This window comes from Eikenella sp. (assembly GCF_057315495.1).
The window spans coordinates 1-12,713 of sequence record NZ_DBHKXY010000029.1 but is presented as its reverse complement, the minus strand read 5'-3'; the positions used below and the strand labels follow the sequence as shown (position 1 = coordinate 12,713).

Genomic DNA, 12,713 nt, shown 5'->3' with positions numbered 1-12,713 from the left:
GCCGATTTGGTGCTGTGGAACGGGCTGAACCTGGAGCGCTGGTTTGAGCGTTTCTTCCAAAACGTGCGCAACAAACCGGCAGTGGTGGTAACTCAAGGCATCACCCCGATGTCGATTCATGAAGGCCCCTATCGCGGCCAGCCTAACCCACACGCTTGGATGTCTACCCGCAATGCTTTAATCTATGTGGAAAACATCAAAAACGCGCTGATTAAATACGACCCGCAAAACGCCGCCACCTACACCCGCAACGCCGCCGCCTATGCCCAGCGCATCCGCAACCTAGACCGTCCCTTGCGCGAAAAACTGGCACGGGTGCCGCAAAACCAGCGTTTCTTGGTGACCAGCGAAGGCGCGTTCAGCTATCTGGCACGCGACTACGGCTTCAAAGAAGTGTATCTGTGGCCGATTAACGCCGAGCAGCAAGGCACGCCGCAACAGGTGCGCCGCGTAATCAACACCGTGCGGCAAAACCATATTCCGGTGGTGTTCAGCGAGAGCACCGTATCGCCGCGCCCGATGCGGCAGGTATCGCGCGAAACCGGTGCCAAATACGGCGGCGTATTGTATGTGGATTCGCTTTCCGCCAAAAACGGCCCGGTGCCCACCTATCTCGACCTGCTCAACACCACGGTTTCCACCATTGTTAGAGGATTTGGAAAATAATGTCTGAACAAGCCGCCTCCATCAGCGTTGAATCGGTAACGGTTCGCTACAGCAACGGCCACACGGCCATCCGCGACGTGAGCTTTACGCTGCAAGGCGGCACCACCTGCGCACTGGTGGGCGTAAACGGCAGCGGCAAATCTACCCTGTTTAAAAGCCTGATGGGGCAGATTAAGCCGAAGTCGGGCAGTATCCGCCTGTGCGGCCTGCCCGTGCCGCAGGCGCTCAAGCGCAACCTGGTGGCCTATGTGCCGCAGAGCGAGGAAGTGGATTGGCAGTTTCCCGTGTCGGTGTACGACGTGGTGATGCAGGGGCGCTACGGCTACCTGAATTTCCTGCGCCTGCCCAAAGCCGAAGACAAACGCAAAGTGCAGGAAGCCATGGAACGGGTGGGCATTGCCCACTTGGCGCAACGGCAGATCGGCGAGCTCTCCGGCGGGCAGAAAAAGCGCGTATTCCTGGCGCGCGCACTGGCGCAACAGAGTAAGATTATCTTGCTGGATGAGCCGTTTACCGGCGTGGATGTGAAAACTGAAGACGCGATTGTGGATCTGCTCGGCCAGCTGCGCGCGCAGGGGCATTTGATTTTGGTGTCCACCCACAACCTCGGTATGGTGCCCGACTTCTGCGATCAAGTGGTGATGATCAACCGCACCGTGCTGGCCGCCGGCCGCACCGAACACACTTTCAACCAACACAACCTCGAACTGGCCTTCGGCGGCGTGCTGCGCCACTTCCGCCTCTCCGGCAGCGATTTGCACGACGACGAAGACCGCCGCGTGCTCACCGTACTCACCGACGACGAACGCCCCGCCGTGTTCTACGGCCAAGCCAAAAACGATCCGCCCGCCGTACCCTGCTGCAGCGATGCCCAAGGCAGCTGTGCGGAGCAGGAAAACGGCAGCGAAGGGAGCGGCTCATGCTAGACATGCTGCTGGAGCCGTTTGCCTACGAATACATGGTGAAAGCCATCGTGCTGAGTGCGGCGGTGGGCGGTATGTGCGCGTTTTTGTCGTCTTATTTAATGCTCAAAGGCTGGTCGCTGATTGGCGACGCGCTGTCGCATTCAGTAGTGCCCGGCGTGGCGGTTACCTATGCGCTCGGCCTTCCCTATTCCGCCGGTGCGTTTGTATCCGGCATTTTGGCGGCACTGTCGATTTTGTGGATACGTGCCATCACGCAGCTGAAAGAAGATGCGGTAATCGGCTTTATCTTCACCACCTTCTTTGCTATCGGTCTGTTTATCGTGTCGGTGAACCCGACTGCGGTTAACGTGCAGGAAATCGTGTTGGGCAATATTTTGGGCATTGCCGACGAAGATATTTTTCAGGTAGCCATCATCATCGGCGTGTGCCTGCTGTTCCTGCTGCTCACTTGGAAAAACCTGCTCTTGGTGTTTTTTGACGAAACCCAGGCCGTGGCCGTCGGCCTCTCGCCGCTGCGCTACAAAATTTTGTTTTTCTGCCTGCTCAGCGCCTGCGTAGTAGCCGCGCTGCAAACCGTGGGCGCGATTCTGGTGATCGCCATGGTGGTTACCCCCGGCGCCACTGCCTATCTGCTCACCGACCGCTTCGGCAAGCTGGTGCTGATTGCTGTGGCGCTCGGTATCATTACCTGCGCTCTGGGCGCCTACATCAGCTTTTTCCTCGACGGCGCCACCGGCGGCGTGATTGTGTGCCTGCAAAGCCTGCTGTTCCTGCTCGCCTTCGTGTTTGCGCCCAAATACGGCCTGTTGCGGCAAAAATTCGGCGCCGCACCGCAAGCGGAAGAAACGGAGCCCGGCCATGTCTGAGCTGATCAACTGGTTTGCCGAGCCGCTCGCCTTCCCTTTCATGCAGAATGCCCTGCTCACCGCGCTGATTGTGTCCATTACCTGCGGGCTGCTCTCCTGCTATCTGGTGCTCAAAGGCTGGTCGCTGATGGGCGACGCAGTGTCGCACGCGGTGCTGCCCGGCATCGTGCTGGCCTTCGTGTTCGGCATTCCGCTGCAAATCGGCGCATTCGCCTCCGGCCTGCTCTGCTCCGTGGGCGTAGGCTACCTGAAAAACAACAGCCGCCTCAAAGAAGACACAGTGATGGGCATCGTGTTCTCCGGTATGTTTGCGCTCGGCCTCGTGTTGTTTACCAAAGTGGAAACCGACCAACACCTCACCCACATCCTGTTCGGCAACGTGCTGGGCGTGAGCCGCGAAGAGCTGCTGCAAACCTTTGCCATCTGCACTGCCGTAGCCTTGGCCGTGCTGCTCAAACGGCGTGACTTCATGCTCTACTGCTTCGACCCCGCCCAAGCCCGCATTGCCGGCCTCTCCCCGCAGTTTCTCCACTACAGCCTGCTCACCCTACTCGCGCTAACCATCATCACCGCCATGCAGGTGGCCGGCGTGGTGCTGGTGGTGGCCATGCTCATTTCACCCGGCATCACCGCCTTCCTGCTTACCAAACGCTTTGAACGCATGATGATCATCGTGGTCGCCGCCTCCGTGTTCACCAGCCTCGCCGGCACCCTGCTCAGCTACCACCTCAACTCCGCCACCGGCCCCAGCATCGTGATTTTGCAGGCCATTCTTTTCCTGCTCGCCCTCATCTGGAACAAACTGCGGCAGGCGTTTGGCCAAGAAAAGGCGGCAGCGGCTAGCTGAAACATGGCAGCAACAAGTTGCATATTCGCCCGCCATAATGGCAAAGGCTACCTGAAACATTCAGGTAGCCTTTTATGATGTCGGTGTTCACACCTTCACTACCAAAGTCTGCAACATCAAATCCTGCGGCGTTTGATAATTGCCACGTTTGCGGCACAGCATAATCAGATACAGCAATTGCACCACACAATAAACAATACGACCCAAGCCCAGGCCACTGAGCAGCCCGCACAGCGCAAGCAACACCACAAAGAAAAACCCTTCGCGCGCCAGCACATATTTAGCAAAGCCCGGATTCGCACCAGTATCCGTAATCACGCGGATACGCAGAATTTTCTGGCCGATACTCTGCCCACTACGGCTCATCAGGAACACCTGCACCAACCCCAGCAACAACCCTGCCACCAGCCCCAGCAGCAAAAGCAGCAGCAACCAAGGCATTTCAGCTTGCACATAGGCACTAGTGTACTCAATCCTTAATAAAAACATACCCAACAGCATAATAGGCAGGATACGGTCGATAGCACCGGCCAGCAAGCGCCGCCACGGCTCAGCCAACTCCACCTCCTTCATCCGCTCCGCTGCCTGCGGCTCGGCTGCTGATTCAGGAGGGCGATAGGCTTGGCGGAAATTTTGCATGGTTTGTCCTCAAATTAGGCCAGATAAATAAGGCTACCTGAAAACGAGAAAATGGTTTCAGGTAGCCTTGTGCATGAATAACGGACGACTTAGTTTTTGATAACCAATGTCTTCGCCAGCAAATCCTGCAAAGTTTGGCGGTTGCGGTCTTCTAAAAACAGCATCACGACACAGACGATGGTAGCAATAATTCCCAGCGAATCGCCCAATGTTTTGCTAACCATTCCGATCAGGGTAAAAATGAAGCTATAACCAAATTCGCGCACCAAGCAATATTTAACAAAACCGGGGTTATCGCCGTCTTCAGTAATCACGCGGATATTCAAGGCTTTTTTACCCACCGTTTGCCCATCGCGGGACATGATAACTATTTGGTAAATACCAAAAGCAATAACGAAGAGTAAACTAAGCCCGATAACCGTTGTCGAATTTTTGATAAAAATTGCGAGAATAAAAAAGAAGACCATGAAAATAGCGGCAAAAATCACATAGTCCAATAATCGTGCGCCCATCCGCTGCCACGGGCTGGCCAGCTCTACTTCCATTTCATTGCTATCGAATAAATCGTTTTCCAATGCGGTGGAGGCATAGGCTTGGCGGAAATTTTCATTTGGGTTTTCGCGGAAATCTTGCATGAGTGTATCTCCCTCGGGCGGCTACAAACATTTGTGCCTACCCTGTTGTTAATATAGACGTTGTTGGAAAGTTGCAGATTTTAACAGTTTGGCGTGGTTTGTAAATATTTACCGCTTTTCAGGTAGCCTTGTGTTGCATCAGGCTACCTGAAATGTATCGAAGACTCTGCACTGTGCAAAAAAGCGGCACAAGCCGCTTTGTTCACACCCTGCCGCGATTGGCTTCGGCCATCAAGGCGAGCAGCTCTTCGGTGGTGTCCCAGCCGATGCAGGCGTCGGTGATGCTTTGGCCGTAGGTTTCCAGCTTGTCTTGGCGGCCTTCCACCAAGTGGCTTTCCACCATAATGCCCATGATATTTTGCTCGCCGTTTTGCAGCTGCGCGGCCACATCGCGCGCCACTTCCATTTGGCGGGTGTAGTCTTTGCGGCTGTTGGCGTGGCTGAAATCCACCATCAATCTAGGCGTTACGCCGGCTTTGGCCAGCTGTTCGGTGGCAGCTTTAACGTGTTCCGCGCTATAGTTCGGCTCTTTGCCGCCGCGCAGGATGGCGTGGCAGTCGGGGTTGCCGGTAGTGTGGACGATGGCGGAATGGCCGGCTTTGGTTACGGAGAGAAAGTGATGCGGGTGGGAGGCGGCGCCAATGGCATCGATGGCGATTTTGAGGTTGCCGTCGGTGCCGTTTTTGAAGCCGACCGGGCAAGAGAGGCCGCTGGCGAGCTCGCGATGCACCTGGCTTTCGGTGGTGCGCGCACCGATGGCGCCCCAGGAGATGAGGTCGGCGTAATACTGCGGGGTGATCATGTCGAGAAATTCGGTGGAAGCGGGCATACCGAGGTTATTTAAATCCAACAGCAGGCGGCGGGCTTGGCGCAGGCCGAAGTTGATATCGAAGGTGCCGTTGAGGTGGGGGTCGTTGATGAGCCCTTTCCAGCCCACGGTGGTGCGCGGTTTTTCAAAATAAACACGCATCACGATCAGCAGCTCTTTTTCATATTTTTTGCGCAGGGGCAGCAGGCGCTGGGCGTATTCGAGGGCGGCTTTGGGGTCGTGGATGGAACAAGGGCCGATGATGGTGAGCAGGCGCTGGTCGCGGCCGTGCACTAAATCGGCAATTTGATGGCGGGTATTTTCCACCAAATCGGCAGCAGCCTCGCTGATGGGCAGTTCGTAGAGGTGGGCGATGGGGGGCAGCAGCTCGCTGATGCTGCGGATGCGTACGTCGTCGGTGCGGCTGAAGGCTTGGGAGTGGCTCATGGCTGTGTTTTGCTGTTCGTGGGAAAGGGCTTATTGTGGACTGGGCGGCGGCGGCTGGCAAGGGCTTAATGTTCAGGTAGCCTCAAATAGGCTTGTGAGGCTAGCTGAAAATGGCTGGGCACCTGATACACGCCTGCAAGCTATCTGTGTCTCGCCAACCTTAAGGAGTTTTGCCCAGCTTGTTATAGTGGATTAAATTTAAATCAGGACAAGGCGGTGAGCCGCAGACAGTACAAATAGTACGGCAAGGCGAGCCAACGCTGTACTGGTTTAAATTTAATTCACTATATTTTGCAGGCTAAAAATCGGTTTCAGGTAGCCTATTGCTAGGGCTACCTGAAAACAGGAGCAGCACGCTGCTTGGCAACTTCAAGCTTTAAAAACCGTTTTCCATCATGATGTGGCCCGGGATGCGGTTGCGATGCATGGCAAAGCCGAGCTTGAGCAGGGCTTGGAAGGTGTCTTTCACCATGGCGGGGTTGCCGCACAGCATGAAGCGGCTGCGTTCGGTGGTGAACGGCAGGCCGAAAGCCTGGCTGAGGCTGCCATTTTCCAACAGTTGCGGCAGGCGCTGATTGAGGCTGCCGGGCTGCTGCTCGCGGGTGAGTACGGAAACGAAGCGCAGTTTGTCGTAATACTCGCCTACTAATGGGTGTTCGGCCAAGTCGCGGATGCGCTGGTTGAACAAGGCTTCGTTGGCGTGGGAAACGGAATGAGCCAGGGCGAGATGGTCGAAGCGCTGCCAAATTTGCGGCTGCTGCAAGATGGAGAGAAAGGGGGCGATGCCAGAGCCGGTGCTGAGCATGATAAGGTCGCTGCCATCGGGGAAGCGTTCGGGCAACAGGAAGCCGGTGGCGGTTTTATCGAGCAGGATGGTATTGCCGGCTTCCAGTTGTTCGAATCGGGCCGACATGGGGCCGTCTTCGATGAGCACGGCGAAGTATTCGAGGGTGTCGTCGTATTCGGCGGAAACCACGGAATAGGCACGCCAAATGAAGCCGCTGCCTTCGGGAAAGCCGAGGCGGGAAAACTGGCCGGCAGCAAAACGGTATTCTTCGGGGCGGCTGATGGCAAAACTCATCAGCTTGGGTGTGTGGCGTTTTACCCAGAGTACGGTTTCTTCTGTGTATTTGGCGGCGGGAGAGGCGCTCATGATTATCCTTGCTGTGTGGGCGGGAGGGTGATGCTGGCATCGGGATAGACCGGCGCATCATTTTGTTTTTCTATTTGCCAAACATCGGTTTGGGTGTGGCGGCCGCTGTCTAAGTCGAGATAGAGCAGTCGGTATTGGCCGGCGCCGAGCTCGTAGAGGGTAAAGAAACCCTTCTCTGGCATGTAGAAAGTGCGGATATTTTGCCAAATGCCGTCTTGCTGCATTTGTAGTTCTACCATGCGGTCGGCGCCGTGGTTGGCGATGCTGGCGATAGACATGCCGTTTTGCGCGGCCACGGGGTAGCCGGCGATGTAGTCGGAAAAATACGGCCAGATATTGCCGTTGGGGGCTTTAGCCGGGCGCTGATAGGCGCTGCCTTGGGCGGCCAGCTGGCTCACGGCGGAAGGCGTATCTTGAGGCGCAGCGGGGTTTTTATCCAGCCACCACCAAAGCTGCAACACCAGCAGCCCGAGCAACAGGCCGGTGCCGAACACCAGCCAAAATGCTTTGTTGGCACGCAGCCGCTGCCACTGCGCTTTCAGCTTCTGAGGCCAAGGAATCAGTTTGGCCTGCTGCCGCGCGGCGGCTTGTTGCAGCAAGGGATTGGTGGCTTTGGCCTGGCGTTGGGCGGCAATCCAGGCATCGTGCCGTTTGCGTTGTTCGGGGTCGGACAACACGGCGTAGGCCTTGTTTACCATTTGCATGATGCGCAGGGCTTCGGGGTTGTCGGGATTGAAATCGGGATGATAGCGTTTCGACAGGCGGCGGTAGGCCTCGCGTATCTCCTTATTCGAAGCGGTTTCGGACACGCGCAGGTTGCGGTAGTGCGTGGGGATCGCGGGCATAAGGGCTACCTGAAAACTGAAGCTTCAACGGGGTTAAATCGGTTGGGATGTTAAGCGGGCAAAATTCGGTTGATTCGTTTTCAGGTAGCCTGTATCACACCCAAGGCTACCTGAAAACATTACCGCAAGAAATTCAAGCAAAGCCGGATTTATTTATTCAGGTTGTTCACTTCCTGCTGGGCTTTGTTCACTTCTTCTTCCAGCTTGCCGATGCGCTCCAGATAGCGGGCGTAGTTGCGCTCGTTGCCGTAGCGCACTTTGCGGCCTTCTTCCAGATTCTGCTGGGCTTGGCGCAGGCGTTCGTTGGCAGCTTGGCGCTGGCTTTCGCTAACGGCAGGCTGGGCAGCCGGGGCCGCGGGCTCGGGCGTAGCGGGGCTACTGTAGCTCGGATAGCTGGGCACGGTGCTCACGGGAGCGGGATAGGTGGTCATACGGCCGAGGTTGACGGCGCGGCAGTTGGGGCCGGTGCTGGCGGTGTAGGTACGGCGGCCTTGGCGGTCGGTACATTCGTAGGTGGTGGCGCTGGCTACGGCGCAGACGCCCAGCAGGCAGGCGGCAAAGAGAGGGGATAATTTTTTCATGTTTATATCCTTATTTTGAAGTAAGACGTTCTAGCTGATAAAGGCTACCTGAAAAACCGCTTTCAGGTAGCCTCCAAAATCTATACTACTTCCAATAGCGCCACCACGGAATATCGTTCGGCTGCCATTCTTTCTGCAAATAGGGGCTCTGCGGGAAATTTTGTGCCAACACGCGGCGGGTGTCGTTGCTCAGTTCCGGTTTTTCCAAACGGGCGTATGCGGTCATCATAATCGCCAGCGCCTCTTCCACATAGCGCGTATTCTGATAGCGGCTCACAATCCCCTGCGCACGGTTGGCGGCGGCCAAGTAAGCGCCGCGCTGCATATAGTAGCGGGCGATGGCCATTTCGTTGCCGCCCAAGGCATCCACCAGGCGCGTCATTTTTTCGCGCGCGTCGTTGGCGTATTTGCTATTGGGGAAGCGGGTGATGAGCTCGTTAAACACCTGATAGGCTTCGCGGTTTGCTTTCGGGTCGCGGTCGGACCAATCCTGCGAGGCCAGCTTGTTGAAGATGGATTTGTCTTGATTGAGCACAATCAAGCCCTTCAGATACAGCGCGTAATCGGTGTTCGGGTGATTGGGATACAGCTTCAAAAACTGCTCCACATGCGCCAAGGCCTGCGGCTGCTGTTCGTCTTTATAATACACATAAGCCGTATCCAGCCGCGACTGCACCGCTTGGCGGGTGTTGGGGAAACGCGCCCGCAAAATTTCATATAAACGCACCGAACGGCTATAATTGCGGCTCTCCATTTCCTCGTGCGCTTCGGCATACAGCTTGTCTACCGACCAATCCTGCGTAATCTGGGCATCTTGGCTCACAGCGGTGGTTGAAGTGCTGGAGCAGGCCGACAGCATCACTGCCAGGCCGGTAACTAAAAGAATCTTTTTCATGCAGAACATTTCTTCCTATACCAACAATGATGCCGATTATAACGATGATTTCGACTTTTCGGCAGGGGCAGACGCGGAAAATTGTATAAATTTAACCGTGCCCACCGATTTGGCCGGCCAAAGGCTCGATGCCGCGCTGGCCAAACTGCTGCCCGATTATTCCCGCAGCCGCCTGAGTACTTGGATTAAAGACGGCAACGTATTGCTCAACGGCCAGGTTGCCCGCCCCAAAGAGAGGCTCATCGGCGGCGAAACCTTGGAAGTGCACATCCAGCACAGCCACGAAACCGCCGCCTTTACGCCCGAGCCCATACCGCTGGATATTGTATTTGAAGACGACAGCGTGATTGTGTTGAACAAACCTGCCGGCCTCGTTGTCCACCCCGCCGCCGGCAACTGGAGCGGCACCCTGCTCAACGGCCTGCTTGCCCACTGCCCGGCATTGGCCGAAATCCCCCGCGCCGGCATCGTGCACCGCCTCGACAAAGACACCAGCGGCCTGATGGTAGTGGCCAAAACCCCGGCCGCGCAAAACAGCCTGGTGCAACAGCTGCAAGAGCGCAGCGTGAAGCGCATCTACCGCGCCGTGGCCGACGGCATCGTGCCGTTCGACGGCAAAATCGATACCCTCATCGGCCGCGACCCGCACAACCGCCTCAAAATGGCCGTGGTCGGCTTCGGCGGCAAAAAAGCCGTTACCCACATCAAAGTGCTCGAACGCTACCAGAGCCACAGCTACATCGAATGCGCCCTCGAAACCGGCCGCACCCACCAAATCCGCGTGCACATGCGCGAAGCCAAACACCCGCTCGCCGCCGACCCTGTGTATGGCAACCCGCGCCATCCCTGCTCCGATGCGGTGAAAGAAGCCGTGCAACAGCTCGGCCGCCAAGCCCTGCACGCCTACCGCCTCAGCTTCGTCCATCCCGAAAGCGGCGAAACCGTACAATTCGAAGCCCCGCTGCCCGAAGACATCCACCACCTGCTCTCCGTATTACGCTGGGAATGCGGCATGGATTCCGCCCTCAGCCACACCCTGCCCCCCGCCGAGCCCGATGACGAAGACGATTGGGATGAAGATGATTACGACGTGGAAACCATCTACGTGCACGATTAGAGGCTACCTGAAAATATCAGTTACAACGAAGCAAAAATGCCAACCAAAGGCTACCTGAAAGCACCCGCTTCAACGAAGCGAAAACATAATGCAAGCTATGGTTTCAGGTAGCCTTTCCATTAAACCAACACCGCCAGCCATGCCCAACACCGCCCCCAAAGCCCTCGGCGAATTCGACTTCATCCGCCGCTACCTCGCTGCCGAGCAGCCTGCCGACCCCGAACTCCTGCTCGGCATCGGCGATGATGCCGCCATCGTCCGCCCGCGCCCTGGCCATGATTTATGCTTCAGCAGCGATATGCTGCTGGCCGGCCGCCATTTCTTCCCCGATGTCTCCCCTGCCGACCTCGCGCACAAAATCCTGGCCGTGAACATTTCCGATATGGCCGCCATGGGCGCGCGGCCGCGCTGGGTGATGCTCAGCGCCGCCCTGCCCGAGCTCAACCCAAGCTGGCTGGAAGCATTTTCAGGTAGCCTTTTCACCATGCTGCGCCAATACGGCATTACCCTTATCGGCGGCGACACCACCAAAGGCGACCTCGTTTTCAATGTGAGCATCACCGGCGAGCTGCCCGCGGGCCTCGGCCTGCGCCGCAGTGGCGCGCAAAACGGCGATGATATCTGGGTATCCGGCCAAATCGGCCTGGCTGCCGCTGCGCTGCACCATATCTGGCAGAACATCAGGCTACCTGAAAACCTGTTTGCCCAATGCGAAGCCGCCCGCCTGCGCCCCACTCCGCGCGTAGCGCTCGGCCAAGCCTTGCTGCCGGTTGCCACGGCGGCGCAAGATATTTCCGACGGCCTGGCTCAAGACCTCGGCCACATCCTGCGCGCTTCCAACGTGGGCGCAGAGCTATACGCCGAGCTGGTGCCTACCGTGCCCGAGCTGCGACAATGCCTGCCTGCGCAAACTGTATACGAGCTCACCCTTGCCGGCGGCGACGACTACGAATTATTGTTCACCGCCCCGCCCCAGGCGCGCCCAGCCGTGCTCGCCGCAGCCGACAGCAGCCGCACGCCCGTCGCCCGCATCGGCCGCATCAACGACACAGGCTACCTGAAACTGCTGCGCACCAACGGCAGCGAACTGCATCTTTCCCAATTAGGATTCGACCACTTTGGCTAAACAGAAACCCGCCTTCCGCCCCACTTTCGCCTGGCTGCTGCGCCGCCCCGCCTGTTTCCTCGGCTTCGGCTTCGGCAGCGGCCTCGCCCCCGTCGCCCCCGGCACTTTCGGCACCCTGCCCGCCCTGCCCATCGCCGTGGCATTGATGGCACTGGGTATCGACGGCTGGTTGCTCGCCCTGTTGTGTCTACCCTTGTTTGCCGTCGGTATCTGGATTTGCAACCAAACTGAAGCCGCCCTCGGCGTGCACGACTACGGCGGCATCGTGTGGGACGAAATCGTGGCCATGCTGCTGGTGCTCGCCTTCACACCGAATACTTGGGCTTGGTGGTTGGCTGCTTTTGCCGCCTTCCGCTTCTTCGATGCAGTAAAACCGCCGCCCATCCGATGGTTCGACCGCCAAGTGAGCGGCGGCTTCGGCGTGATGTTGGACGACATCATCGCCGCGCTGATGAGCCTGCTCCTTATCCGACTTGCCGTCTATTTAATCTACTGAAAACAAGCCAATGGATGCCCCCAACCTCAACGAATGCTATCTCTACTTCGCCCTCACCGGCCGAGGCTTCGACCCCGATGCCGTCAGCACCGCACTCAATCTTGCCCCCACCCGCGCCGTATATGAAGGCAATAGCATAGGCATGGGTGGCAGGATATCAGGCTATTCAAGCTGGCAATACGGCACCCCTGTCCTGCGCGATGGCGACGTGTTCCGCCTCAACGAAATCGCCGACGAGCTCATCGTAACTTTGCTGCCCGTGCAAGATAAAATTGCCGAGTTGATCAAAGCCCACCGGCTCGAAGCCTATTTGATGATCGTGCTCACCGTGAGCACCGACGAGCGCGACTCCACCCCGGCAATCGGCTTTTCGCCCCAAGTAATCAGCTTCTGCCACTCCGTGGGTGCCAGCATCGAATTCGATATCTACCAAGGCCAGGTCGACGAAGAGGAAAAAGCCGACTACCGCGCAGATAATCCGCCGCGTGTGCTGCATTAACGCTGCAAACTTTCCAAGCGTAGTGGATTTAATTTAAACCGGGACAAGGCGGCGAGCCGCAGACAGTACACAGGTACGGCAAGGCAAGCCAACGCGGTACCGGCTTAAATTTAGGGGCTGACGTAGATTAGCAGTTATGCTAGGCTACGAAAATGCAGATAACCAAT

The 12,713-nt window shown here is 57.3% G+C and carries 15 protein-coding genes and 1 pseudogene; 9 read left to right on the top strand and 7 right to left on the bottom strand.

Going from position 1 to position 12,713, the window contains the following annotated elements:
* From ACO6EE_RS04890 to ACO6EE_RS04875, 4 genes are all read left to right on the top strand, one after another.
* Positions 1–666: metal ABC transporter substrate-binding protein (locus tag ACO6EE_RS04890; RefSeq protein WP_485959654.1), on the top strand; the 666-nt coding region annotated here is incomplete at its 5' end.
* Positions 666–1,592 carry an ATP-binding cassette domain-containing protein gene (locus ACO6EE_RS04885; protein ID WP_126983282.1) on the top strand — a complete coding sequence of 309 codons (927 nt, stop codon included), beginning with the start codon at positions 666–668 and terminating at the stop codon, positions 1,590–1,592. The genes ACO6EE_RS04890 and ACO6EE_RS04885, both read left to right, overlap by 1 nt.
* Positions 1,586–2,458 carry a metal ABC transporter permease gene (locus tag ACO6EE_RS04880; RefSeq protein ID WP_485959652.1) on the top strand — a complete coding sequence of 291 codons (873 nt, stop codon included), beginning with the start codon at positions 1,586–1,588 and terminating at the stop codon, positions 2,456–2,458. The genes ACO6EE_RS04885 and ACO6EE_RS04880 overlap by 7 nt, the downstream gene beginning before the upstream one ends.
* The gene (locus ACO6EE_RS04875) at positions 2,451–3,305 is read left to right on the top strand and encodes a metal ABC transporter permease (RefSeq protein ID WP_379975101.1); all 855 of its coding nucleotides are present in this window, start codon (positions 2,451–2,453) and stop codon (positions 3,303–3,305) included. Before ACO6EE_RS04880 ends, ACO6EE_RS04875 begins: the two co-directional genes overlap by 8 nt.
* A gap of 87 nt (positions 3,306–3,392) precedes the next feature.
* Here ACO6EE_RS04875 and ACO6EE_RS04870 read toward each other — a convergent pair whose 3' ends face one another.
* The 3 genes from ACO6EE_RS04870 to aroG all read right to left on the bottom strand — a co-directional run bounded on the left by ACO6EE_RS04870 (position 3,393) and on the right by aroG (position 5,834).
* A complete protein-coding gene (locus ACO6EE_RS04870) occupies positions 3,393–3,944 on the bottom strand; it encodes an RDD family protein (protein ID WP_485959650.1) in 552 nt (183 codons plus the stop codon).
* An 89-nt stretch (positions 3,945–4,033) separates the two neighbouring features.
* Complete coding sequence (locus ACO6EE_RS04865; protein ID WP_485959648.1) at positions 4,034–4,579, bottom strand: RDD family protein; 546 nt, start codon at positions 4,577–4,579, stop codon at positions 4,034–4,036.
* A gap of 202 nt (positions 4,580–4,781) precedes the next feature.
* Positions 4,782–5,834, bottom strand: coding sequence for a 3-deoxy-7-phosphoheptulonate synthase AroG (gene aroG / locus ACO6EE_RS04860; RefSeq protein ID WP_485959646.1), 1,053 nt, complete (start codon positions 5,832–5,834; stop codon positions 4,782–4,784).
* A gap of 183 nt (positions 5,835–6,017) precedes the next feature.
* Between aroG and ACO6EE_RS04855 the strand changes: the two are divergent.
* A pseudogene (locus ACO6EE_RS04855) lies at positions 6,018–6,124 on the top strand (IS5/IS1182 family transposase); the annotation flags it as partial.
* An 86-nt stretch (positions 6,125–6,210) separates the two neighbouring features.
* Here the strand turns inward: ACO6EE_RS04855 and ACO6EE_RS04850 are convergent.
* The 4 genes from ACO6EE_RS04850 to ACO6EE_RS04835 form a co-directional block, all read right to left on the bottom strand.
* Positions 6,211–6,987 carry a ferredoxin--NADP reductase gene (locus ACO6EE_RS04850; protein ID WP_485959644.1) on the bottom strand — a complete coding sequence of 259 codons (777 nt, stop codon included), beginning with the start codon at positions 6,985–6,987 and terminating at the stop codon, positions 6,211–6,213.
* A gap of 2 nt (positions 6,988–6,989) precedes the next feature.
* On the bottom strand, positions 6,990–7,832 hold the full coding sequence (locus tag ACO6EE_RS04845; protein ID WP_485959643.1) for a J domain-containing protein: 843 nt from the start codon (positions 7,830–7,832) through the stop codon (positions 6,990–6,992).
* Between the two features lie 149 nt (positions 7,833–7,981).
* Complete coding sequence (locus tag ACO6EE_RS04840; RefSeq protein ID WP_485959641.1) at positions 7,982–8,413, bottom strand: DUF4124 domain-containing protein; 432 nt, start codon at positions 8,411–8,413, stop codon at positions 7,982–7,984.
* Positions 8,414–8,498: 85 nt separating this feature from the next.
* Positions 8,499–9,308, bottom strand: coding sequence for an outer membrane protein assembly factor BamD (locus ACO6EE_RS04835; protein WP_485959639.1), 810 nt, complete (start codon positions 9,306–9,308; stop codon positions 8,499–8,501).
* Here ACO6EE_RS04835 and rluD point away from each other — a divergent pair.
* The 4 genes from rluD to ACO6EE_RS04815 all read left to right on the top strand — a co-directional run bounded on the left by rluD (position 9,307) and on the right by ACO6EE_RS04815 (position 12,546).
* Positions 9,307–10,425: a 23S rRNA pseudouridine(1911/1915/1917) synthase RluD gene (rluD, locus tag ACO6EE_RS04830; protein ID WP_485959637.1), complete on the top strand. Its 1,119-nt coding sequence runs from the start codon at positions 9,307–9,309 to the stop codon at positions 10,423–10,425. The genes ACO6EE_RS04835 and rluD overlap by 2 nt on opposite strands.
* 139 nt (positions 10,426–10,564) lie before the next feature.
* A complete protein-coding gene (thiL, locus tag ACO6EE_RS04825; protein ID WP_485959655.1) occupies positions 10,565–11,551 on the top strand; it encodes a thiamine-phosphate kinase in 987 nt (328 codons plus the stop codon).
* Entirely contained in the window at positions 11,544–12,047 is a 504-nt protein-coding gene (locus ACO6EE_RS04820) for a phosphatidylglycerophosphatase A family protein (RefSeq protein WP_485959635.1), read from the top strand. Before thiL ends, ACO6EE_RS04820 begins: the two co-directional genes overlap by 8 nt.
* Before the next feature lie 10 nt (positions 12,048–12,057).
* On the top strand, positions 12,058–12,546 hold the full coding sequence (locus ACO6EE_RS04815) for a DUF4279 domain-containing protein (RefSeq protein WP_485959634.1): 489 nt from the start codon (positions 12,058–12,060) through the stop codon (positions 12,544–12,546).
* The last annotated feature ends 167 nt before the right edge of the window (positions 12,547–12,713 follow it).